Here is a 21,090-nt window from a genome sequence, read left to right on the forward strand (position 1 = left end):
TCGTCGCCGATCAAGATCGTCGCCATGCTCTTCGTGTATAAAGAGAGCAATCCAAAGCAAGCGGAGCCGCTATGCCCGACACGCCAACCCAGGATTCCAAACCGGCTGCCGAAGCCTTGCGCGCCTCGATCCCGCCTCGAGCAAAGCCGTGGATCATCGGTGGCGGCATCGCGCTCTTGCTTGCAATCGTGTTCTTGACCCTCAGACCTTCGGGAGAAAAGCGCGACCTGCGCGAGCTGACCGACCTCGGATTCTCGACCGACGCATGTATCGACGGCAATGGTTCAGCTGCCATTCCGAGGTCCGAATGCGTTGCACTGCGAGCGAGGCCTGCACTGACCACATCGCAGCTTGCGACAGCGCTGCCGCATCTGAAAGGACTCGATCGCAGACTCGAACTGAATCTTGCAGGCACGCAGGTCGACAGCATCGATTCATTGAACGGTCTCGATACGCTCGAATCGCTCGATCTTACGGACACCGCCGTATGGCGCATCGATGCGCTAAAGGGCATGCGTTCGCTGAAACGGCTCGTGCTTCACCGGACGGAAGTCGAGAACATTGATGCGCTAAAGGAATTAACGGGACTGCAATCGCTCAGTCTTTGGGATACGCGTGTTGCGAATCTCGACGCATTGAAGGCTCTCACCGATCTGCAACTGCTCGATCTGCGGGACACGCAGGTTCGCGATCTCGATCCGCTCGAAGACTTACCTCATCTGGAAACCCTCAAGCTGGGCGGCGCAAGAAACGTCCATGACATCGATCCGCTGAGCCAGTTGACCACCTTGAAGACGCTCGATCTCAACGAGACGCAGGTCGAGAGCATCGGTGCTTTGAAGAAACTGCGCGGCCCGCAAGCGCTCTATCTTGCGAACACGCCCGTGCGCAACATCGATGCGTTGAAAGGAACGCCGTCGCTGAAAACGCTGGTGCTCGACGGCTCCAGGGTCGAGAACATCGATGCGATACGCGGACTGACCCAGTTGGACACGCTTGTTCTTGCACGCACTCAAGTCACCCGCATCGATGCGCTCAAGGATCTGACGAAGCTGCAAAGGCTTAACCTTGCGGATACAACGATTGACAACATCGACGCGCTCGAGGGCTTGAAAGCGCTTCAATCGCTGAATCTCTTCCGCACGCGAGTCCGCAGCATCGACGCGCTGAAAGGCATGACCAGTCTGCGAGAACTGTATCTCGCGAACACACCCGTCGATGACGTCGACGTGCTAAAAGGCCTGACCGGTTTGCGTGAAGTCGTGCTCTACGGCACCAAGGCACGAAACGTCGACGAGATCAAATCAGCGCTGCCGAAGACTCGTATCGTCTGGTGATGATTTCGTAAGCGCGCGGCGCTCACTCCTTCATTACATACCCTTTACACTGCACGACGGCCGCTTTTCGCGGACGTCCGCGCGCGTATGTGCCCCACTCGCTTTCCCTTGATGCGCCTTGCGCGCAGGCCTTGTGACGCGCATTCGAGCACCGGCGATACAGGGGAAATCCCCAATACGAACATCGTCCTATGACAAAAGGAAATATATCTGGCGACGTTACCTTAGATCACATCAGCGACCCGACGGGCCGCAGCTAAGCGAGGAAGCCAATGCGTTACGCGCAACCCTGGAATGCCACACCCGCCGCCCCGTCCTTCCAGGACGAAGCCGATCAACGTGAACGCGCAAGTGACGCGTCAAACCTGCTGAAGCGTGCCATCGCCGCCGCCGCACTCGGCAATGCAACCGAGTGGTTCGATTACGGCATCTATGCGTATGGCCTCGCCTATATTTCAGCAGCGCTCTTTCCCGGCAGCGCCGCAAGCGCGACGCTGTTCGCCCTCGGCACGTTTGCCATTTCGTTTCTGATCCGTCCGCTCGGCGGCCTCTTCTGGGGTCCGCTCGGCGACCGCCTGGGACGCAAGCGCGTGCTCGCGCTGACCGTTCTGCTGATGTCAGGCGCAACGCTGCTCGTCGGCGTGATTCCTTCTTATTCGTCGATCGGTTGGCTCGCACCCGCTGCGCTGATCGTGCTGAGAATGCTGCAAGGCTTCTCCACGGGCGGCGAATATGGCGGCGCAGCGACGTTCATGGCCGAGTACGCACCCGATGATCGGCGCGGCTTTTGCGGCAGTTTTCTCGAGTTCGCGACGCTGGCCGGCTTCTCGCTCGGCGCGCTGCTGATGCTCGGCTGTTCGCTCCTGCTCGGCGATCAGGCGATGCACTCATGGGGCTGGCGTCTGCCGTTCCTCGTGGCAGCGCCGCTGGGTCTCGTCGGCTGCTATCTGCGTTCTCGCCTCGAAGAAACGCCCGTGTTTCGCGAGCTCGAAGAGCAGGCGCACAAGAAGAACGAGCAATCCGTTCCGCTCAAGACGCTCTTCGTTCAATACAGCCGGCCGCTGTTCCTGCTCGGCGGCCTCGTTGTCGCGCTCAATGTCGTGAACTACGTGCTGCTCGCGTATATGCCGACGTTCATGCACAAGCAATTGGGTGTCAGCGAGAACATGTCGTTGCTGATCCCGCTGATCGGCATGCTCACGATGATGGCGTTTCTTCCCTTCGCGGGTTCGCTGTCCGACCGCTTCGGACGCAAGACGATGTGGTGGTTCTCGCTCGTCGGCCTGTTCGTCGCCGCCGTGCCGATGTTCACGCTGATGACGCACGGCGTCGCAGGCGCGCTGATCGGCTTCGCGGTGCTCGGTCTGCTGTACGTGCCGCAACTCGCGACCATCTCGGCGATGTTCCCGGCGATGTTCCCGACGCACGTGCGCTATGCGGGCATGGCCATCGCCTATAACCTGTCGACGTCGATCTTCGGCGGCACCGCGCCGATCATCAGCGACTGGCTCGTGGACAAGACGGGCAGCGCGCTCGTCCCCGCCTACTACATGATGGGCGCATGTGTGATCGGCGCGATCGCGTTGCTGTTCGTGATCGAGACGAAGGGCTGCTCGCTGCGTGGCCAGACGTTGCCGGGAAACAAGCGCTGACCTCAAGCACCAGATGCACGAAGTTGAACGACGGGCGCAACAGCGCCCGTTTTTCATTTGCACGCGCGGTTATCGGTGCGCCTAGCAGCGGATCGCTATCGACGCCGCGCTAGTTCAGCAGTCGCCAGCGCCACCGCCTGTTCACGCGCAGCCTGTCTCGCCGCGTGATCTACTTCTGCGCCGAACAGCGTATTCTCGACGACGATCGATTCGATATCGGTGACACCGACAAAGCGCAACCACGCTTCCACATACGGCCGCTGAAAGTCGAACACCTCGGCGGACGTGCTCGACTGCTTCGAATAGTCGAGCCCTCTTGCATAGATCACGGCCGCGTTCTTGTCTTTCAGCAATCCGCCGAAGCCTCGCTCATCGAACGAGAACAGAATGCCTCGCTGCGACACGACGTCGATGAAATGCCTCAGCTTGTATGGGATCGAAAAAATCCACAGCGGCACATATTTCGCGACAACATATTAACGAAGTATTATTGGCCTATTCAGTGTGGATCGCACTGAATCGGAGATAGCGCCGATGAGGAGAATGACGTTGCCACGTTCACCGATCGACAACACCACGCCCGGCAAGAAGCGATTCTCGATGATCCGCGAGTTTCATCTCGCCGACTGGTTCACGCTCGGCAATGCGATCTGCGGCACAGGTGCGCTGTTTTCGATGATGAGCTACATCGGCAGCGCCGACGTCATGCACATCTATTTCGCGTGCGCGCTGGTGTTCGCCGCGCTCGTTTTCGATGTGCTCGATGGACGCATCGCGCGCTGGCGACAAACATCGTCGCTGCTCGGCAAGGAACTCGATTCGCTTGCCGATGTAATTTCATTCGGCGTCGCGCCCGCCGTGATCGGCTATGGATGCGGCATGCGCGGTCTTTACGACCGCTTTCTGCTCGCCTATTTCGTTGCGTGCGGCGTGTCGCGGCTTGCGCGCTACAACGTCACGACGGAAGCGATGTCGGGCGGCACCGGCAAGGTCACGCATTTCGAAGGCACGCCTATTCCGACGTCTTTCGCCATCGTTCTGCTGCTCACCGTCGCTGCATGGCAAGAAGCGCTCGGCGCGCAACTGTGGCTAGGCGAATGGCGTATCGCGGGACACGTGCTGCATCCGTTGACGCTTGTCTTTGGCATCTCGGGATCGCTGATGATCAGCCGGATCCAGATTCCAAAGCCCTAGCACCGCGCATCGCATCGCTTCGTCAATGATGCGAGAACACCGACGTGCTCATCGTTGCTTTCGAAGGCGCGCCCGATTGCGAGAAATTCAACGGCATCGTCCCGTACGCTTCCGTTGATTCGCGCGCAACACCCGTCTGCGCCGCCGCGTAGTCGGGATAGTGCACTTTCGATTGATGCAGCGTGCCGTCCTTTTCGGCCTGAACGATCTGCGCCTTGACTTCGCTGCGCGTGACGGGGTCCTGAGTGGACTGCGCATACGACATCGCAGGCATAGCCAGCGCGGCGACAATCAAAGAAACGGTGAGTGAAGCTTTCATCACGCTCTCCTTTTGAGCTTGCGAATCTGAAACAGGCAATCAGCCCGGCGACCATCGCTTCGTCATTCCAAGGACATATGGCGCCAGAGTCTGTCGTGCTGTTCCAGTTCAGATTAGGGCGCTTAACTTAAAACTGCCTTAGCCGCGCCATCGAATTGCGTTCGATTCACTGCATGTCGAAAAGCGGTGAATGGCTCGCGTGATTGATTGTCGTCATCCGACGCTGACCAAAGACTGACCAGTCGATGACAATTCTGTCATCTGCCAAACAGACGTTGCTGGCGCAACTGCGCGAGCGCGCTTGTCTTCCCAGGCGGGAATGAAGAAAGGGATTTCGAAAAAAGCCATGGAGTGAAAGACGTCAGGCGTTCGAGACCCGATAGGTGCCTCTGCCCGCCTGCTTGGCGTTGTACAGCGCCTGGTCCGCGCGCCGGATCAGGCCGTCGACGGACTCGTCGTTGGCGGCAAGCGCAATGCCGATGCTGGTGCCGATGCTGATCGCCTCGCCCGTCGACAGGTGATACGGCATCGCAATTTCGCGGATCACACGTTGAGCGAGTGCGACGATGGAAGGGAGCGTCGCGTAGTCCGCGATGATCGCGAATTCGTCGCCGCCCAGGCGCGCGACCAGTTCGCCAGGGCGCAGCGTGCGTGTCAGGCGCAATGCGACCGTCTCCAGCACTTCGTCTCCCGCGCAATGGCCGAGCCGGTCGTTGACCTGCTTGAAGCCGTCGAGATCGAGATACATCATCGCGATGGCGGCCTCTTTGCGCTTCGGCGCGGATGCAAGAATGCACTCCAGCCGATCGCGCAATTCACGCCGGTTCGGCAGGCCGGTGAGCGAATCGTGCCGCGCCAGATGCAGGATTTGCGCCTCGCTCTCGCGCCGTTTCGTGACGTCCTCGATGATGATGACGGCGCTGCCGTCGGGCACCGGGTTGCGGGTCATTTCGAGCTGGCGGCCGTCGCCCAGTTCGAGATCGAGTGGCCTGCCCTCGTCGGAAAGCCATGCGGCGCACCGTTCGACCAGTTGCGTGCGCAGCGTTTCGCCGAACTGCGCGATGCCCACCTGGCCGATGAACTCGGGCAGCGGCACGTTGAGCTTGAGCGTTTCGACCGTCGCGCCGAAAAGCTCCGCCGTCCGTCGATTCGCGATGATGACCTTGCCGTTCGAATCGATCGTGCACAGGCCGTGCGGCATGTGGGCCAACGCGGCATCGAAGCGGGCCGCCAGTTCGGCGTGCCGCTGCTCGGCCGTCATCAGCGCGACGAGGCCCTCGTAGTGCCGCCCGACCACCGACACCATCGCGCCGATATACGCGACGAGCGGCGGGACCAGAATCCACAGGCCGCTCTTCGCGGAGAAGAGCGCGCCGACGCCGATCGGAATCGCGCCCAGGCAGATCTGCGTGATAGCGAGCCGTGGCAATGCTGCGTTTCGTGAAGCGATTCCGCCGAGGATGCCAGCCGTCACCATGATGGCCAGCAACGCAAGCTGCCTGTCCGCCGACATCACGCACGCCATCGTGCCCAGACCGAACACGAGACATGCGACGAGGCCCACGGGCGCATAGCGCGTCGCCCACGCCGCCGGATGCACGACGCCCGAGCGGCTGCGCACCAGATACAGACGCACGATGCCGAGGCGCGTGAGCAACAGGCCGATATCGGCGACGAGCCATGCCGCCGTCCACGGTTCGCGCAGACGGATGAACGCGACCAGCGCGACGAACACGCTCGCGATGCCGGACAGGAACAGCGGCCACACGTTATCGAACAGCGTCGAGAGCAACGACGCGCGGATCGACGGGCTGACGACGCACTTTCCATGCGCTGGCGTCACCAGAAACGGATCGAACAGGGAAGGTCTCTCTGACATGGGTGCAGCCGTGGTCAAGAATGTCGAACGCCGGCTCATGGTAGGCATGATTCGCTTTCTGCCTTCGCTTTTTGCCTTTGATCTCTGTATTAACGGCACGAATTCGCAATTCTTGATTATTACCTGATTATGGACCGTCTGTTCTTCTCCTTACAAAACGACAGCTCACAAAACAAAAGCCCCTTCGCATCAGCGAAGGGGCGAAATCGTTTCGTGTGCAATGAAAATAAAATCCGCGCTACCCGACGATGATCTTCTCGCCCGGATGAACCAGCGTCGGATGCTTCGCGACCTGTGGGTTCAGTTGGAAAATCTCGTTGAACGCGGCCGCGTCCTGCTCGCCGCGCGTCATCTGACGCTGGTCGCCGCTTGCCACGTGCGCGGCGTCGTTGATCGACGCCTGGCTAGCCATCGGGTCGCCTCGCAGGCTCGCGAGGGTCGCTCACGGATTGACGGCCTCACGCGCGAAGGGAACTACGCTTGCGGTTCCGCGAGAATCTGCTGGATGGCCTGCTCGAATGCTTCGGGCGGCTGTCCGCCCGTCACCAGATAGCGCTGGTTGAAGATGATCGACGGCACCGACTGAATGCCCAACGACTGGGCCTCGGTTTCCTGCGCGCGCACATCTTCGGCATAGTCGGTGCTTTCGAGCACGGCACGTGCCTGCGCGGCATCGAGCCCTACCGATTGCGCGACTTCGACGAGCACGTCGTGATTGCTCGGGTCCTTGCCTTCCGAATGATAGGCATGCAGCAGTGCGAGCTTGAGCGGCAACTGCTTGCCTTCGATGCCGGCCCATTGCAACAGCCGATGCGCGTCGAACGTGTTGTACACATGCTCACGCGGCCCGAACACGAAGCCAACGCTTGCGCCGCGCTCGCGGATCGACTCTTGCGTTTCGGCGATCTGCTCCGGCGTGCGCCCATATTTCTTGCCGAGATAATCGACGATGCGCTCGCCTTGCGGGCTCATCTGCGGATTCAGTTCAAAGGGATGCATGACGATCTGCGCATCGACCGTGTCGCCGAGACGCGATAGCGCAAGCTGCAATGACGACAGGCCGATAGCGCACCAGGGACATGCGACATCGGAGACGAAATCGATTCTGAGTGGTTGAGTCATGGGCCTTTCGATCGAAGAAGTTGGTGGAGGTCAGTCCACCTTAACAGAATCAGGCGAGATAGTTTTATGCCGCGCCGCAGCACATCTGTTCGCTCGCGAATCGTCGCCGCAGGTGGCGGGCCGCGCGGTTTTCACGAATAATGGCCGAACAACTGTCGCAGGGAGGACGGACATGGAATATCCACCCGAAGCCATCCGCACCATCGCGTTGGTCGGCCATGCCGGATGCGGCAAGACTTCGCTGATCGAGGCACTGCTGCATCAGGGAGGCGCGATCCATGCGGCAGGCAGCGTCGACAAAGGCTCGACCGTCTGCGACTTCGATCCGCTGGAGCGCAAATACCACCACTCCCTCACCTCCGCGATCACCCACCTGCATTACCAGAACACCCGCATCTACCTCGCCGACACCCCTGGCTACCCCGACTTCTCCGGTCTCTCGATCAGCGCGCTGCCCGCCGTCGAAACGGCTGCGATCGTGGTCAACGCGCGCACGGGCATCGAGATGACCACGCGCCGCATGATGGCGTGGGCGGAAGCGCGCAAGCTGTGCAGGATCATCGTCGTGAACGGCATCGACGGCGAGAAGGTCAACTTGCCCGAACTGCTCGAAGAGATTCAGGAGACATTCGGCAAGACCTGCCTGCCCATCAATCTGCCCGCGCAAGGCGCGCAAGCGGTGGTCGACTGCTTTTTCAATCCGTCCGGAGAAGCCGATTTTCTGTCGGTTGAATCCGCGCACGACGCGCTCGTCGACCAGGTGATCGAACTCGACGCGAAGCTGATGGAGCTTTACCTCGAACAGGGCGAAGCGATCAAGCCCGAGCAGTTGCACGAGCCGTTCGAGCGCGCGCTGCGCGAGGGACATCTGGTGCCCGTCTGCTTTACGTCGTCGGCAACGGGCGCGGGCATTCAGGAACTGCTCGACGTGTTCGTGCGGCTGCTGCCGAATCCGCTCGAAGGCAACCCGCCCCTTTTCTATCGCGACGTCGACGGCCGGCGCGAGACGGTGCAGGCCGAGCCGTCCGCCGACAAGCACGTGCTCGCGCATGTGTTCAAGATCGTGATCGACCCTTACATCGGCAAGATGGCCGTGTTCCGCATTCACCAGGGCACCGTGCGGCGCGACAGCCAGCTTTATATCGGCGATGCGCGGCAGCCGTTCAAGGTCGCGCATCTGATGATGCTGCAAGGCAAGGACCACGTGGACGTCACGGAGGCGGGCCCTGGCGACATCTGCGCAACCGCGAAGGTCGACGAGATCGGCTTCGATGCCGTGCTTCACGATGCGCCCGAAGACGGCAATATCCATCTCGCGCCGCTCGCGTTCCCGACGCCGATCTATGGTCTCGCGATCGAGCCCGAGCGACGCGGCAACGAGCAGCGTCTGTGGGAACTCCTGCAAAAACTGGCGGCTGAAGATCCGTGCCTGAAGATCGACCATCCCGTCGGCACCAACGAAACGGTCGTGCGCGGGCTGGGCGAACTGCATCTGCGGCACATGCTCGAACGGCTCGCCGATCAGTACAAGCTCGCCGTCATTACGCGGCCGCCGAAGATCGCGTATCGCGAGACCATCGGCGGCAAGGCCGAAGGGCATCACCGGCACAAGAAACAGACGGGCGGCGCCGGACAGTTCGGCGAAGTGATGCTGCGCGTCGAGCCCTTGCCGCGCGGCGCGGGCTACGAATTCGTCGATGCCGTCAAGGGCGGCGCGATTCCGGGCCAGTTCATCCCCGCCGTCGAAAAAGGCATCTTGCAGGTGATCGAGAGCGGACCGCTCGCGGGCTTTCCGATGCAGGACGTGCGCATCACCGTGTTCGACGGCAAGAGCCATCCCGTCGATTCGAAGGAAGTCGCGTTCGTCACGGCGGGCCGCAAGGCGTTCATCGATGCCGTGCTCAAGGCCCAGCCGATCCTGCTCGAACCGATCGTCGACATCGAAGTGATGACGCCCGAAGCGACGATGGGCGACATCATCGGCGATCTGTCGGCGCGGCGTGCGCAGGTCCAGGGCACGCGCAACCTCGCGGGCCACGCGGTGGTGGTGGCGGGCAAGGTGCCGCTGTCGGAGCTGGCGGATTATCAGTCGCGCCTGAACGCGATTGCGGGCGGACACGGCAATTACAGCATCGAACTGAGCCACTACGACGCGGTGCCGCCGAACCAGCAGGACAAACTCGCTTCACAGTACAAGAAGCAGAGCGACGCGGCGTAGCAGGCAGCACGCCCGCGCGCTTCGGCGCATCAGCGGTGCATCAGCGCGAGCGGCTTCGCGCGCCCTTCTTCGTGCTCGCGGCGCGAGGCGCATCTTTGGCCGGCGATGCGATGCCGTTCGTCATCTGCTCCATCCACGACAACGCGTCGACATACGACAGGAACTGCTGGAGATAGCCCGGCGACAACTCGCGCATCAGCGAGAGCGAACGGTGCACGAGGCTGCTCGAATTAAGCGGCCCTGCGTTGCCGGGCACCTGTTCGAGCGATTGGCGCAACTGCTTGTCCGCGCTGAGCTTCGACCAGGTTTGTCTGAAGTAATCGAGTGTATCTTGCTGTGGGTTTGACGACGGGCGGTGCTGTGCGTTGCCTTCCGCCCACGCCTGATTCGACGCGATGTAATCGGCGAGTTTGCCTAGCGGACCGCGAGCGTGTGCGGGACTATCGTCGACCGCATCGGCAGCGTGTCTATCGTTCTCGCGGTTCAGATCGGCGGCATAGGCTTCGAGCAGCGCCGACAGACGCTCGTCGAGAATACGCCGCGCTTCGCCGTGATGAGCGGCTGCGCGCCGCGCCATCGCGTCGATGAAATGAAAGCGCATCGGGTCGAGCCGATCGGCGCGTTGCGCGCGCCATGCGTCGAGTGTCGCGCGCGCGTGGGTTTCGGCTTGCAAGCTTTGCTCTTGCATCTCGCCGTCCGCGCCACCCGCCATATCGTCCTGACTCACGGCGTCCGCCCGCCGCTCGACGAAGCCGGCCTCGGCACCGCCGCGATTTCGACGCGCCGGTTCTTGGCCCGTCCCACGTCATCGGCATTCGAACTGACGGGCTGCTCGGAGCCGAACGCCGCGGCAAACACCGATGAAGCGGGGATGCCCGCGTCGATGAACGCGCGCGTCACCGTCAGCGCGCGCTGCGCCGACAGTTCCCAGTTGTCGGCGAAACGGCGGTTGCCCGCGCGCACCTGCTGGTCGTCGGCGAAACCGCTGACCATCAGGATCTCGTCGCGCGACTTCAGATACGAGGACAACGGCCCCGACAGGCTCTTCAACAGTTCGCGGCCCTGCGGCTGCAACTGGTCGGAGTTCAGCGCGAACAGCACGTTGCCGCTGATGCCGATGCGTCCGTTGACGAGCGTCACCCGTCCCGCCGCCAGCGGCCCGGCGAGCGCCTGCTCGAGCGTCTTGCGGCGCTGCGCTTCCATCTGACGCTGCCTGACCTCGTCGTGAAGCCTCGTCGTCAGTTCGAGCTGCATGCCGATGACGCCCACCAGGATCAGCACGAACGCGCCGAGCAGCACCGACATCAGATCGCCGAACGCCGCCCAGATGGGCGTCGTCGGCTCCATGCCGCCGTCGATTTCGTCGTTCATGCCGATTCGGCTCCCGCCGACGCCCGCTGCGCCGCAAGCTGCTGCAGGTCTTCGACGATCTGCTTCTGCGACAGCATGCTCAGGTCGATCACTTCCTTCGCCTGCGCGACGTAGTAGGCAAGCTGCTCGTCGCTGCGCATCAGCGACTTGTCGAGCGCGGCCTCGATACGCTGCAGGTGGGCCGTCAGCTTGTCATTCGATTCGCCGAAGAGCTTCACGGCCACGCCGAACGCCTCGCCGAGGCTCGCCACTTCGACGGCACTGCCCGTGACCTGCGCGGCCACGTCATTGAGCTTGCGAGTCTCCGTCTCGACCTTGTCGGTGCACTGCGTGCCGACGCGCGCGAGCATCTCCGCCGACGTCGCGACGAGCGCATCGACGGCCGTGCGCTGTTCCGTCGACGCGTGGTTTACGGCGTCGAGCAGCGTATCGAGCGTTTCGAGCAGACGGCTGCGCTCTTCGAGCATCGCGTTGTCGCGCGCCATGCTGTCCGTGAGCTTTTGTCGCAGTTCCGCGATGACTTCCGCCGCAGCGCGTGGAGCTTCCGATGCGGCCTGCACGAGCCGCGAAATCTCCGCGATCGTGCCGCTCGCGTGCGCCTGCGTCTGAGCGGAAATATCGCTCGCCGTGCGCGCAAGCGTGTCGCAGATGTCCTGCTGGCGGGTCGCGGCGCGCGCGCCCGCTTCTTCCCACTGCTTGCTCAGCGTCTCGGCCACTGCGTCGAGTGACGCGCGCCACGCCGCCAGACGCGCTTCGTCGCGCGCGGCCCATTGCGTCTGCAAATCGGCGTGCGACTGATCGACGGCGCGCAGCAGCGCCGCCGCGTGCTGCTCAAACGTCGCCGCCGCCGTCGCGAGCGCCTGCTGGTTGCGATCCGCGATGCTCTCGCTCGCGCGCTCCTGCCGCGCCAGCGCGTCGTTCCACGCTTGCGAGACGCTGCCCGCCGTGGCATCGAGACGCGTCGACACGCTGTCGAGCAGACCCGCGGAGCGTTGCTCGAAAGTCTGCGTGAACTGTTCGAGCGACGCGCGCAAATCCTGCACCAGCGATTCGCTCGACCGCTGATGTCCTGCGAGCGCCTTGTTCCACAGATCCGCGACAGTGGTCGTCGTCGACTGGAAGCCGCTCGACAGCCCGTCGAGCTGCTGCCGCACTGCATGCATGACGGTCTCGCGCAACGCGGCCATCTCGCGCGCGTGACCGGACATCGTGGCCTCCATCGCCGGTTGCAGCGCGGCGCCGGCGGCGCGTGCGCTTTCGGCAGCGCTCTCCTTCAACGACTGCGCCACCGACGACGCAAGGCGCGCATACGCCGCTTCCGTCTTGCCGTGGAACGCGTGCTGGCTGGCGGCAAGGCGCTCGTTCAACGCGACGCTCTGATGCTCGATGGCCGTCATCATCGTCTGCAGACGGTCGACCAGCGCGGGCATCATCTCGGCCTGCCGCTGCATGAGCCTGAACGTGTCCTCGCGCTGCTGGCTCTGCGAATAGACGCGCAACGTGGTTGCGATCTTCGCGTCGAGCTGTTGCGCGGCCTGAGCCCGCTCGCGACGGCACAACGCGGACAGTAGCCCGAGCATCGCGGAAGTGGCCACGCCCGCAATCGAAGTGCCGAATGCAAAGCCAAGCCCCCTGACGGGCGCTGCGAGCGATTCGCGGATCGCCTGAAGGTCGGTCGCGCTGTCGAGCGCCGCGCCCGTGCCGCGCAGCGTCGTGACCATGCCGAGCAGCGTGCCCAACATCCCCAGCAACACCAGCAGGCCGACCAGGTACGGCGTGAGCGCCGGCCCCGGCAGCGCGACACGCTCACCCTCGATGCGCAGACGCACCGCGCTGCGCAGCCCTGAATGCAACCCGTCGAGCCACGCGGACAAACGCGGCGGCGTCTGGGACAGACCGGCGATGGCGCTCGTCAGCGTCGAAGTGGCCTGCTGATAGCGGTGCAATTCCAGCGCGCCCGCCGCGTAGCAGGCGGCAATCGCCATCGTGACCGTCAGGGCCAGCAGATTCGAGCCGACGTAGCCCGCGCCGACCCAACCCACGGCGACCAGACCCACCAAAAACACAACGACAAAATCAATGCGATATCTGGACATCTTGTCCCAGTTAGCTGATGCGAAGGGCCGCGAGCAACCCTTCGACCGGTTGAAAACGAATTTCCAGTTCGGCGAGCAACACACCCTGCATGTCCTTGCGGAACACGTCGAGCCACGCGCCGGGCTTGACGGCTGCTTTAGCGCCTTGCGGGGGGTGTGCGTCCGCCAGTTGTGCCAGCGCGTCCTGCTCGGCCTGGCGCAGGCGCTCGAAATGCGCGCCGAGCATTCCCGGCACGGCGGCCAGCAGGTTGTGCTCGCGCGCGCCCAGCGCGCGCTCCATGATCGCGTCGACGACCGCGAGCCGCGTCATCTCGGGCGTCTTCGCCGCGAGCATGCTTCGCAGCCGGCCGCGCAGATTGCCGATCGCTGTTTCCATCGACTGCTGCATCGCGAGATAGCGCTGCCGGAAATCCGCGTAATCGGGGGCCGGTTCGGTCGGCTCGCTCTGCGCGGATATCGGCGCTGATCCGCGCCGGCGCGCCGAAGCGGACGCATTGTCGCCGGTGATGGCTCTCGCCAGCGACGCGCGCACCTGTGCGCACTCGCTCGCGACGCCGCCGTGCGGCCGCGCGCCGCCAGCGACGGCGGGCGGATTGCCGTTCAGCGCCGTCGATAGCGCGATTGCGTCGGTCCAGCCGAGCCATTGGCTCAACTGGTCCGACAGCGACTGACTGGATGCGGGAACGTCGACGGCCGTCAGGCGGGCCAGCAGCCGGACGAGCGAAGGGCCGCTGACCGCTGCGCGCCGAGGGGCTTGAACCATACAACCAGAATCGTAAAAAAGGCAGCAGTTTACACGCTGACGGGGTGGCCACAGCCAGCGGGAAATGATTTCGGCGATACGAAATCGGCGTCGGCCACGGACGTTGGCCGCGAAAGCCCCGCGCATCAAGGGTGAACGACGTGCATGGCCGAAATCGGGGCCGAAATAGTGGCCGCCATCGCCCGATGTGCGATGGCGGCCAGAAGCGCTCCACATCCCTCGCCTCTCGATGCCGCCCGTCGGCTGCGCGAACCGCGCTAGCTCATCGTCAGCACGACGCGAAAGCGCGCGGCGCCGCTCATCATGCGATCGTAGGCTTCGGCGGCGCGTTCGAGCGGATAGGTCTCGATCATCGGCTTGACACCGGACAGCGCACTGAACGCGAGCGTGTCCTCCGAATCGGCCGACGTGCCGGACGGCCAGCCCTGCACCGCGTTGCGGCCCATGATGAACTGCACGCTCGGCACTTCGATCGGCTTCTCCGCGACGCCCACGATGATCAGCTTACCGTCGAGCGCGAGTCCGCCGAGCGTGGCCGTCATCGCGTCGCCGTTCGTCACGGTCGCGAGCACCACTTTCGCGCCGCCCAGCGCGCGCAGCGCGTCGGCGACATTCTGCGTGCGGCTGTCGATGTAATGGTGCGCGCCGAGCTGTTTCGCGAGCGGCGCCTTGTCCTCGCCGCGCGCGATCGCGACGGTGCGAAAACCCATCCGCTGCGCGAATTGCACGCCCAGATGCCCGAGCCCGCCGATGCCGAGAATCGCGACGACATCCCCCGCGCGCGCTCCGCTGTTTCGCAATGCATTGAAGGTGGTGATGCCCGCGCATAGCAGCGGCGCGGCATCCACGTCGTCGAGTTCCGACGGCATGCGCGCGAGCGCTTCGACGGGCGCCACCAGAAACTCGGCGTATCCGCCGTCATAGCTGATGCCCGGCACCTGCGCGTTCTCGCACACGACGAAGTGACCGCGCCGGCAATTCGCGCAATGCCCGCAGTGGCCGCCATGCCAGCCGACGCCCACGCGCTCGCCCGCCTTCCATCCTTCGACGCCCGCGCCCAGCGTATCGATCACGCCCGCCACTTCATGTCCCGGCACGCGCGGATACTGCAAGCCCGGCCACAGCCCGTCTTTCGTCATCGAATCGCTGTGGCAGATGCCGCACGCCTGAACCTTGATCAACACATGGCCCGGGCCGGGCGCGGGCACGTCGCGCTCCACGATCTCCAGCGCCCCGCCGGGGCCGCCGACCTGTACCGCTCTCATCTTTCGCATCGAATTTGCTCCAGTCGAAGAACAGTCACTCCAGCGCGGCCAGGCTCGCGTCGGCCATACCTTCGGACGCGCCGCATCGCGACGCAGCCGGCTGGTCCGACAGGGATAGTAGGTGGAGAAGCGTACGTCCGCAATTGAACGGTCGAATCCCGTCGACGCCTGGCGACAACAGGCGCTCGCCGACGGCAATCACAAATGCGATGGCCGATGAATACGCGCGCTCACGCGGAGCCGATTTTTCCGCCGCGTCTTTGTCGCGTGAACAGGTTGTTCAGCCACTCGCGGCCGTTGACGACCATCATGCCCGCGAGCACCAGCACACTGCCCGCGAGAAAGCCGGGGTCGAGCCGCTCATGCAGCAGCAGCGCGCCCATTGCGACGCCGAATATCGGCGACATGAACGACAGCACGCCCAGGCGCGACGCGAGATAGATGCGCAGCAGCCAGAACCAGACCGCATAGCTGATGACGCAAACGACGATCGCCTGAAACCCGAGGCTCGTCCAGACGAGCGGCGTGCCATGAAAATGGAACTGGCCCGTGATGGCCGCAAACGGCAGCAATACCGCAAAGGCCCATGCGAGCTGATAGAAGAGCGTCTGCGTCGCGGGCGCTTCGCTGAGGCGCGTCGCGCGAACCGCGACCGTCGTCATGCCCCACGCTGCGCCGCCGCAGATGCCGAGCAGATCGCCGAGTATCCAGTTCGGCGACGACGGGTCGCCGCCGCCCTTCGTGCCCGGACCGACAAACGTGACGACGATGCCGACGAACGCGATCGCGATGCCCATCCATTGCATGCGAGTCAGGCGCTCGGAAGGCAGCGCCATTTGCAGGCCGACTGCGGCGAACATCGGCGCGGTGTAAAGGAACACGGCCATGTGAGAAGCCGTCGTCCATCGCAAGCCTTCGGCGACGAACAGAAACTCGGCGGCGAACAATATGCCGACCAGCGCCCCCGGCCTCAGTGCGACGCCGGGCAGCCAGTTGTCGCGGACGATCATCCTGCCGAAGATCCAGACCAGCACGGCCGCGACGCCAGAGCGCATCGACACCTGAAGCAGCGGCGAGACATCGCTCGCTATCGATTTCATCGCGACCTGTTGCAGCCCCCATACGAGGCACAAAATCACCATGCTTGTAACGGCAAAGCCGTCTAGAGTTTTTCTCATCGATGTTCGTCAGCAGGTATGGTGCGGAGCTGAGTTGATCACGGCTCGCAAGGAGCTAGATTTTCGACGATTTGCGCCGCGATGTCGAATTCGCGCGAGCGCTGGCCGAATTCGCGCTCGCGCTGGTCAGGCTGATCGCTGTCGTTGCGGTCAAGCCCAGCGTGCTTCGAATAATGGCCGTTCATGCGCCATGTCGACGAGCCCGCCACGCCACACCGCTATACTCTCGCACTTTCTTTTAATTCGCGTCGCCGCGTACCAGGGATTCACCATGACCGCACTGCCCCCTTGCCCGAAATGCCATTCCGAATTCACATATGAAGATGCGGGCGTGTTCATTTGCCCGGAGTGCGCGCACGAATGGACAGCGCAAGCCGCGGGACCTGCCGAAGCGACGGCGAAGGTCTATCGCGATTCGGCCGGCAACGTGCTGCATGACGGCGATACCGTCACGGTCATCAAGGACCTGAAACTGAAGGGATCGGGTGGCGTGGTCAAGATGGGAACCAAGGTCAAGAACATCCGTCTGGTGGATAGCGATCACGATATCGACTGCAAGATCGACGGCTTTGGCGCCATGAGCCTGAAGTCGGAATTCGTCAGGAAAGCGTGACGGGTTTCACGTCAGTGCGATTGGATGTGCCCGGGAACGCGCCGTTTCCGGACACACGATGATTCGTTGAACGTTCGACGCGAGCGATGCGTGCTCACGGAAAGATCGGCGTGGTGGGCTCGGCGCCTTCGAGGTCGGCCTTCGGAAAATGCTGCGCGACCATCTGCTCGATCTCATGCTCGCGCGAGCCGGGAACGTCGGCCATGATCAGTATCTGGCCGTCGCGTATCGCGTCGCGGAAGCGTTCAAGTCGCGTGTTGGGTTCATCGACGCCGATCATCGCCGCCGTCCATGCGCCGAAGCCCGCGCCCGCCAGCGTCAATCCGACGACGGCGCCGCCCGCAATCGCCAGCTCGGCAGGCGGAAAGACAAGCGCGACGAGCCCGAGCAATGCGCCCGTCGCGCCGCCGAGCGCCACGCCGCGCTCCAGTGCATGCACGACGTCGCTGCTTTGCAGCAGCGATGCCTGAGGCAACTGTTCGAGCGTAACGCTGTGATTCGCGAGGACGTGGATGTGGCGCCACGTGATGCGCGCCCGCAGCAGGTCGTCTACGATCGCCTTCGCTGTCAGCGCGTCAGGTACGAGAAAATAAAGGCGTCTCATGTCGGCTCTCCGTCAAACTTACGGTGATCCGCGAGGGGATGATGTCTTTCATCGTACGCCTGTTGCAGCACGCCAGCGCGTGCGAGCCCGCCAGTGTCGTGGCGCGTGGACATGGCGCGGACGCAGCGCACAACCGCAGACGGCTTGCGCAACGATGGCCGCGCAACGAACGTCAGGCGTGTCCTGTCACGAATTTTTTCGTCGCATGGTAGCCGTGCTTCGTTGCATCGGCGACAGCGTGTCCCGCCGACTTCGCGCCGTGGCCAATCGCATGACCGGCAGACTTTGCGCCGTGGCCGACCGCGCGCGCGGCATGGCCGACTGCGTGGCCCGTGTCCCGGCCCGCTGTCCTGGCGTCCTCCTTGAACTGGTGAGCGCCAGAAGCGAGGCTTGCATGCGCCAGCGGACTGGCCATCGCCAGTGCGGCGACGATGATCGATATTCTGGTCTTTTTCATGGCCCCGATTGTCCCACGCCGAATCATTACGCGCGGTATGTGACCGGTAAGCATTCGCCGTTCTTTGTATCGCGATGTTTCCGCTCGCGTCGCGCCAAATATGCCGAAATATGCGTTTTGCCCGGCGCTTTCGCTGATGCGCGGTTGGTACTAGTCTAGAAGGCGGGTCCAGGACGGAGAGCGCACGCTGCGAGCCAGCCACGCTCGTCCGTCCGTGACGCGTTCTCACGTCGTTCTGCGCAACGGAGCGAGGTTCGCCATGCAACTGTCCGCCGTCAAGGTCGTCAAGCCCGAAGCGACCAACTTCATTCTCGGGCAAAGCCACTTCATCAAATCCGTCGAGGATATTCACGAGGCGATGGTCGGCACCGTGCCCGGCATCAAGTTCGGCCTTGCGTTTTGCGAGGCATCCGGCAAGCGGCTCGTCCGACGCTCGGGCACCGATGAAAGTCTCGTCGAAATGGCGTGCCAGAATGCGACGAACGTCGGCGCGGGCCACAGCTTCTTCGTGTTTCTCGGCGACGGCTTTTTCCCCGTCAACGTGTTGAACGCGATCAAGGCTGTGCCCGAGGTGTGCCGGATATTCTGCGCGACGGCGAATCCCGTCGAAGTGCTGATCGCCGAAACGGATCAGGGGCGCGGCATCGTCGGCGTGATCGACGGCTTTTCGCCCGTGGGCGTCGAGAGCGCGGACGACGTGCAATGGCGCAAGGATCTCTTGCGCACCATCGGATACAAACTGTAGCGGCCGCGCGCGTTTGCACACCTCATGCAGACATCGTGCATGCATTGCGCGCGCCGCTCGCCAGCCGACCAGACATGGAACAACGACGACGCCTCGCGCCGGGCACGCTATGGCCGGCCATTCTTCGACAGACGGAACACGCGCTACGCTGCGGCGCGCTGCAACCGATCGACACGCAACAGGTGGTGATCGAAAACGGCGGCATCCGCTTTCTCGTGCGGCAGGTGTCCAGCCTGACGCGCAAGGAGCAGCAGCGCGCGCAGGCAGCCAAGGTTCAGACGGCAAAGCGCCCTTCCGTGAACCCGTTCCTTCCGTATGAGCCTGATCTGTTCGTCGCCGATATCTCCGACACGCATCTCGCGTTGCTCAACAAGTTCAACGTCATCGATCATCATCTGTTGATCGTCACGCGCGCGTTCGAGCGTCAGGAGGCGCTGCTCGATCTCGCCGACTTCGAAGCGCTGCTGGCGTGCATGGCAGAGTTCGACGGCATCGGCTTTTACAACGCAGGTGCCGCAGCGGGCGCGAGCCAGCCGCACAAGCATCTGCAGATCGTGCCCCTGCCGCTCGGCGATGCCGGCCCGCCCGTGCCCATCGAGCCGATGCTCGCGACGGCTGTCATCGATGGACCGGCGGCAAGCATGCCCGGTCTGCCGTTCCGGCATGCGTTCGCGCGCTTCGAAGCCGATCATGCGATGGCATCCGCCGATGCGGCCAGGCGCGCGCTTGCCTGCTATCGCACGCTGCTCGAAGCGGCGGACATCGGCGCGGTCGACATCGACGGAGAACGCTGTCACGCGACGCCATACAACCTGCTCGTCACGCGCGAATGGATGCTGCTCGTGCCGAGATCGGATGAGCGCGTCGAAGGCGTGTCGGTGAACGCGTTGGGATTCGCGGGATCGCTGTTCGTGCGCGACGCGGCGCAAATGGATGTGATCGAGCGGCTTGGCCCGATGACGGTTTTGCAACGCGTCGCGCTGCCCGCGAACGCGTCGCGATGATGCGCGTGATGCGCGTGATGCAAACGATGCAAATGATGCAAGTGATGCGAGCGATTCGTGCCTGAGCGAAGGAGGCGGACATGCTGAAGATCGTCGCGACGAACGGGATCGCGGCTGTGCTGCGCAGGATTCTCAAAGCCCGCAACGCACGCGTTGCCGCGTTGACGTTGGCGCTCGCGTGCGTCGCGCTCGCGAGCGCGGCACAGACGCAGCCCGCTTCGTTCGACAGCTTCGCTGTGCCGTCGGGCAGCGCGCCGCACGACGTCGCGCCGTCGCCCGACGGGACCGTGTGGTTCACCGCGCAGGCGCGCGGCGCGGCGGGACGGCTTGATCCGCGCAGCGGCAAGATCGACAGCATCGCGCTCGGCAGCGGATCGGCGCCGCATGGCGTGATCGTCGGTCCCGACCAGGCGGCGTGGATCACCGATGGCGGCCAGAACGCGATCGTCCGTGTCGATTCGAAGACACTCGCCGTCACGCGCTTTCCGTTGCCCAAGGACCGGCCGAACGCCAACCTCAACACGGCCGTTTTCGACAAGCAGGGACATCTGTGGTTTACGGGGCAAAGCGGCATCTACGGCGAGCTCGATCCGAAGCGCGGCACGATGCGCGTGTTCGATGCGCCGCATGGCGCGGGCCCGTACGGCATCTGCGTGACGCCCAGCGGCGGTCTGTATTTCGCGTCGCTCGCGGGCAGTTACCTCGGCCACATCGATCCAGCAACAGGCGCCGCGCAAGTCATCGAGCCGCCGACTCCGGAGCAGGGCGCTCGTCGCGTCTGGTCCGATTCGCAAGGGCGCGTGTGGATCAGCGAGTGGAACGCGGGACGCGTCGGCATGTTCGATCCGTCGACGCAGCGCTGGCGCGAATGGCGTCTGCCCGGCGACAACCCGCATGCTTATGCGATCTTCGTCGACGATCACGATATCGTCTGGCTCAGCGAATGGAGCGCGAATGCGCTCGTGCGCTTCGATCCGCGCACCGAGCGGTTCGACGTGCTCCCACTGCCGCGCGACCACGCGAATATTCGGCAGATGATGGGCCGCGCAGGCGAAGTGTGGCTGTCCGAATCCGCGACCGATCATCTCGTGCGCTATCCGGCGCGTGCCGCAAAGAACTAGCAGGCGACTGGCCGACGCAACTTCATCGGCGCACGCGCGCATCGCGTGCCGCGCCGGGGGCAGCTTGTCTGCCAAAAACAGCCGCCGCCCCTACAATAGGCTGCGCCGCACGATCTCGCGCGCGCCGCGCCAAGCGCAACCTACGCAATCAC

At 63.6% G+C, this 21,090-nt stretch carries 22 protein-coding genes; 8 read left to right on the top strand and 14 right to left on the bottom strand.

Annotated elements, in window-relative coordinates; translation table 11 throughout:
* Positions 1 to 71 precede the first annotated feature (71 nt).
* Together AABE10_RS16455 and AABE10_RS16460 are read left to right on the top strand one after the other, a co-directional pair.
* Positions 72 to 1,337: a leucine-rich repeat domain-containing protein gene (locus tag AABE10_RS16455; RefSeq protein ID WP_342934324.1), complete on the top strand. Its 1,266-nt coding sequence runs from the start codon at positions 72 to 74 to the stop codon at positions 1,335 to 1,337.
* 272 nt (positions 1,338 to 1,609) lie between these two features.
* Positions 1,610 to 2,989, top strand: a complete 1,380-nt coding sequence (locus tag AABE10_RS16460; RefSeq protein ID WP_342934325.1) for an MFS transporter — start codon at positions 1,610 to 1,612, stop codon at positions 2,987 to 2,989.
* A gap of 95 nt (positions 2,990 to 3,084) precedes the next feature.
* Here AABE10_RS16460 and AABE10_RS16465 read toward each other — a convergent pair whose 3' ends face one another.
* Positions 3,085 to 3,447 carry an NAD(P)H-dependent oxidoreductase gene (locus AABE10_RS16465; RefSeq protein ID WP_428983336.1) on the bottom strand — a complete coding sequence of 121 codons (363 nt, stop codon included), beginning with the start codon at positions 3,445 to 3,447 and terminating at the stop codon, positions 3,085 to 3,087.
* Between the two features lie 142 nt (positions 3,448 to 3,589).
* On the opposite strand from AABE10_RS16465, the gene pssA reads away from it, so the two are divergent.
* On the top strand, positions 3,590 to 4,183 hold the full coding sequence (gene pssA / locus AABE10_RS16470; protein WP_342934441.1) for a CDP-diacylglycerol--serine O-phosphatidyltransferase: 594 nt from the start codon (positions 3,590 to 3,592) through the stop codon (positions 4,181 to 4,183).
* 22 nt (positions 4,184 to 4,205) lie between these two features.
* On the opposite strand, the gene AABE10_RS16475 is transcribed toward pssA, so the two are convergent.
* The 4 genes from AABE10_RS16475 to AABE10_RS16490 all read right to left on the bottom strand — a co-directional run bounded on the left by AABE10_RS16475 (position 4,206) and on the right by AABE10_RS16490 (position 7,503).
* The gene (locus AABE10_RS16475) at positions 4,206 to 4,502 is read right to left on the bottom strand and encodes a DUF4148 domain-containing protein (protein ID WP_342934326.1); all 297 of its coding nucleotides are present in this window, start codon (positions 4,500 to 4,502) and stop codon (positions 4,206 to 4,208) included.
* Between the two features lie 361 nt (positions 4,503 to 4,863).
* A complete protein-coding gene (locus AABE10_RS16480; RefSeq protein WP_342934327.1) occupies positions 4,864 to 6,381 on the bottom strand; it encodes a diguanylate cyclase domain-containing protein in 1,518 nt (505 codons plus the stop codon).
* Positions 6,382 to 6,619: 238 nt separating this feature from the next.
* Entirely contained in the window at positions 6,620 to 6,793 is a 174-nt protein-coding gene (locus tag AABE10_RS16485) for an LWXIA domain-containing protein (RefSeq protein WP_342934328.1), read from the bottom strand.
* A gap of 62 nt (positions 6,794 to 6,855) precedes the next feature.
* On the bottom strand, positions 6,856 to 7,503 hold the full coding sequence (locus AABE10_RS16490) for a DsbA family oxidoreductase (protein WP_342934329.1): 648 nt from the start codon (positions 7,501 to 7,503) through the stop codon (positions 6,856 to 6,858).
* Between the two features lie 172 nt (positions 7,504 to 7,675).
* Between AABE10_RS16490 and fusA the strand changes: the two genes are divergently transcribed.
* Positions 7,676 to 9,721, top strand: coding sequence for an elongation factor G (fusA, locus tag AABE10_RS16495; protein ID WP_342934330.1), 2,046 nt, complete (start codon positions 7,676 to 7,678; stop codon positions 9,719 to 9,721).
* A gap of 40 nt (positions 9,722 to 9,761) precedes the next feature.
* Here fusA and AABE10_RS16500 read toward each other — a convergent pair whose 3' ends face one another.
* The 7 genes from AABE10_RS16500 to AABE10_RS16530 all read right to left on the bottom strand — a co-directional run bounded on the left by AABE10_RS16500 (position 9,762) and on the right by AABE10_RS16530 (position 16,579).
* Complete coding sequence (locus AABE10_RS16500) at positions 9,762 to 10,409, bottom strand: DUF2894 domain-containing protein (protein WP_342934442.1); 648 nt, start codon at positions 10,407 to 10,409, stop codon at positions 9,762 to 9,764.
* Positions 10,410 to 10,444: 35 nt separating this feature from the next.
* Positions 10,445 to 11,092 (bottom strand): OmpA family protein, encoded by a 648-nt coding sequence (locus AABE10_RS16505; RefSeq protein WP_342934331.1) that lies wholly within the window; start codon positions 11,090 to 11,092, stop codon positions 10,445 to 10,447.
* Complete coding sequence (locus AABE10_RS16510; protein WP_342934332.1) at positions 11,089 to 13,188, bottom strand: DUF802 domain-containing protein; 2,100 nt, start codon at positions 13,186 to 13,188, stop codon at positions 11,089 to 11,091. Before AABE10_RS16510 ends, AABE10_RS16505 begins: the two co-directional genes overlap by 4 nt.
* 10 nt (positions 13,189 to 13,198) lie before the next feature.
* A complete protein-coding gene (locus AABE10_RS16515) occupies positions 13,199 to 13,951 on the bottom strand; it encodes a DUF3348 domain-containing protein (protein WP_342934333.1) in 753 nt (250 codons plus the stop codon).
* A gap of 257 nt (positions 13,952 to 14,208) precedes the next feature.
* On the bottom strand, positions 14,209 to 15,225 hold the full coding sequence (locus AABE10_RS16520; protein ID WP_342934334.1) for an alcohol dehydrogenase: 1,017 nt from the start codon (positions 15,223 to 15,225) through the stop codon (positions 14,209 to 14,211).
* Positions 15,226 to 15,446: 221 nt separating this feature from the next.
* Complete coding sequence (locus AABE10_RS16525) at positions 15,447 to 16,394, bottom strand: DMT family transporter (protein WP_342934335.1); 948 nt, start codon at positions 16,392 to 16,394, stop codon at positions 15,447 to 15,449.
* Between the two features lie 38 nt (positions 16,395 to 16,432).
* Positions 16,433 to 16,579, bottom strand: coding sequence for a hypothetical protein (locus AABE10_RS16530; RefSeq protein WP_342934336.1), 147 nt, complete (start codon positions 16,577 to 16,579; stop codon positions 16,433 to 16,435).
* 86 nt (positions 16,580 to 16,665) lie between these two features.
* Between AABE10_RS16530 and AABE10_RS16535 the strand changes: the two genes are divergently transcribed.
* Positions 16,666 to 17,007, top strand: a complete 342-nt coding sequence (locus tag AABE10_RS16535; RefSeq protein ID WP_342934337.1) for a zinc ribbon domain-containing protein YjdM — start codon at positions 16,666 to 16,668, stop codon at positions 17,005 to 17,007.
* 94 nt (positions 17,008 to 17,101) lie between these two features.
* Here AABE10_RS16535 and AABE10_RS16540 read toward each other — a convergent pair whose 3' ends face one another.
* Positions 17,102 to 17,611, bottom strand: a complete 510-nt coding sequence (locus AABE10_RS16540) for a DUF1269 domain-containing protein (RefSeq protein ID WP_342934338.1) — start codon at positions 17,609 to 17,611, stop codon at positions 17,102 to 17,104.
* Between the two features lie 172 nt (positions 17,612 to 17,783).
* The gene (locus AABE10_RS16545) at positions 17,784 to 18,068 is read right to left on the bottom strand and encodes a hypothetical protein (protein WP_342934339.1); all 285 of its coding nucleotides are present in this window, start codon (positions 18,066 to 18,068) and stop codon (positions 17,784 to 17,786) included.
* A gap of 259 nt (positions 18,069 to 18,327) precedes the next feature.
* Between AABE10_RS16545 and AABE10_RS16550 the strand changes: the two genes are divergently transcribed.
* The 3 genes from AABE10_RS16550 (at position 18,328) to AABE10_RS16560 (ending at position 20,938) form a co-directional block, all read left to right on the top strand.
* Complete coding sequence (locus AABE10_RS16550; protein ID WP_342934340.1) at positions 18,328 to 18,813, top strand: adenosine-specific kinase; 486 nt, start codon at positions 18,328 to 18,330, stop codon at positions 18,811 to 18,813.
* 74 nt (positions 18,814 to 18,887) lie between these two features.
* Positions 18,888 to 19,817: an ATP adenylyltransferase family protein gene (locus AABE10_RS16555; protein WP_342934341.1), complete on the top strand. Its 930-nt coding sequence runs from the start codon at positions 18,888 to 18,890 to the stop codon at positions 19,815 to 19,817.
* Positions 19,818 to 19,897: 80 nt separating this feature from the next.
* Positions 19,898 to 20,938, top strand: coding sequence for a virginiamycin B lyase family protein (locus AABE10_RS16560; protein ID WP_342934342.1), 1,041 nt, complete (start codon positions 19,898 to 19,900; stop codon positions 20,936 to 20,938).
* Positions 20,939 to 21,090 lie beyond the last annotated feature (152 nt).

Origin of the sequence: Paraburkholderia diazotrophica (assembly GCF_038900755.1) — a bacterium.
Classification (GTDB): domain Bacteria; phylum Pseudomonadota; class Gammaproteobacteria; order Burkholderiales; family Burkholderiaceae; genus Paraburkholderia; species Paraburkholderia diazotrophica_A.

Bases quoted from the DNA above. Each gene is read 5' to 3' on its own strand.
- AABE10_RS16455 (WP_342934324.1), top strand. From the start codon at position 72: ATGCCCGACACGCCAACCCAGGATTCCAAACCGGCTGCCGAAGCCTTG.
- AABE10_RS16460 (WP_342934325.1), top strand. From the start codon at position 1,610: ATGCGTTACGCGCAACCCTGGAATGCCACACCCGCCGCCCCGTCCTTC.
- pssA (WP_342934441.1), top strand. From the start codon at position 3,590: ATGATCCGCGAGTTTCATCTCGCCGACTGGTTCACGCTCGGCAATGCG.
- AABE10_RS16475 (WP_342934326.1), bottom strand. From the start codon at position 4,502: ATGAAAGCTTCACTCACCGTTTCTTTGATTGTCGCCGCGCTGGCTATG.
- AABE10_RS16480 (WP_342934327.1), bottom strand. From the start codon at position 6,381: ATGTCAGAGAGACCTTCCCTGTTCGATCCGTTTCTGGTGACGCCAGCG.
- AABE10_RS16485 (WP_342934328.1), bottom strand. From the start codon at position 6,793: ATGGCTAGCCAGGCGTCGATCAACGACGCCGCGCACGTGGCAAGCGGC.
- AABE10_RS16490 (WP_342934329.1), bottom strand. From the start codon at position 7,503: ATGACTCAACCACTCAGAATCGATTTCGTCTCCGATGTCGCATGTCCC.
- fusA (WP_342934330.1), top strand. From the start codon at position 7,676: ATGGAATATCCACCCGAAGCCATCCGCACCATCGCGTTGGTCGGCCAT.
- AABE10_RS16500 (WP_342934442.1), bottom strand. From the start codon at position 10,409: ATGCAAGAGCAAAGCTTGCAAGCCGAAACCCACGCGCGCGCGACACTC.
- AABE10_RS16505 (WP_342934331.1), bottom strand. From the start codon at position 11,092: ATGAACGACGAAATCGACGGCGGCATGGAGCCGACGACGCCCATCTGG.
- AABE10_RS16510 (WP_342934332.1), bottom strand. From the start codon at position 13,188: ATGTCCAGATATCGCATTGATTTTGTCGTTGTGTTTTTGGTGGGTCTG.
- AABE10_RS16515 (WP_342934333.1), bottom strand. From the start codon at position 13,951: ATGGTTCAAGCCCCTCGGCGCGCAGCGGTCAGCGGCCCTTCGCTCGTC.
- AABE10_RS16520 (WP_342934334.1), bottom strand. From the start codon at position 15,225: ATGCGAAAGATGAGAGCGGTACAGGTCGGCGGCCCCGGCGGGGCGCTG.
- AABE10_RS16525 (WP_342934335.1), bottom strand. From the start codon at position 16,394: ATGAGAAAAACTCTAGACGGCTTTGCCGTTACAAGCATGGTGATTTTG.
- AABE10_RS16530 (WP_342934336.1), bottom strand. From the start codon at position 16,579: ATGAACGGCCATTATTCGAAGCACGCTGGGCTTGACCGCAACGACAGC.
- AABE10_RS16535 (WP_342934337.1), top strand. From the start codon at position 16,666: ATGACCGCACTGCCCCCTTGCCCGAAATGCCATTCCGAATTCACATAT.
- AABE10_RS16540 (WP_342934338.1), bottom strand. From the start codon at position 17,611: ATGAGACGCCTTTATTTTCTCGTACCTGACGCGCTGACAGCGAAGGCG.
- AABE10_RS16545 (WP_342934339.1), bottom strand. From the start codon at position 18,068: ATGAAAAAGACCAGAATATCGATCATCGTCGCCGCACTGGCGATGGCC.
- AABE10_RS16550 (WP_342934340.1), top strand. From the start codon at position 18,328: ATGCAACTGTCCGCCGTCAAGGTCGTCAAGCCCGAAGCGACCAACTTC.
- AABE10_RS16555 (WP_342934341.1), top strand. From the start codon at position 18,888: ATGGAACAACGACGACGCCTCGCGCCGGGCACGCTATGGCCGGCCATT.
- AABE10_RS16560 (WP_342934342.1), top strand. From the start codon at position 19,898: ATGCTGAAGATCGTCGCGACGAACGGGATCGCGGCTGTGCTGCGCAGG.